Raw genomic sequence first — 299 nt, forward strand, 5'->3', positions numbered from 1 at the left:
CCGAGCCGGGTCACGGAGTCGAGCAGCACGACCACGTCGTGCCCCAACTCGACCAGCCGCTTCGCCCGCTCGATCGCCAGCTCCGCCACCGTCGTGTGGTCCTGCGGCGGACGGTCGAACGTGGCCGCGATGACCTCGCCCTTCACCGACCGCTGCATGTCGGTGACCTCTTCGGGCCGCTCGTCCACCAGCACCACCATCAGGTGACACTCCGGATTGTTGTGCGTGATCGCGTTCGCGATCGCCTGGAGCACCATCGTCTTGCCCGCCTTCGGCGGCGACACGATCAGCGCCCGCTG

Annotated in this window: 1 pseudogene; it reads right to left on the reverse strand. The window is 68.6% G+C overall.

Annotated features, from left to right (window positions below):
* Nucleotides 1-299: pseudogene (locus C5N14_RS31575) on the reverse strand (transcription termination factor Rho); the annotation flags it as partial.

It is taken from the genome of Micromonospora sp. MW-13, from assembly GCF_003434305.1.
Classification (GTDB): Bacteria; Actinomycetota; Actinomycetes; order Mycobacteriales; family Micromonosporaceae; genus Micromonospora.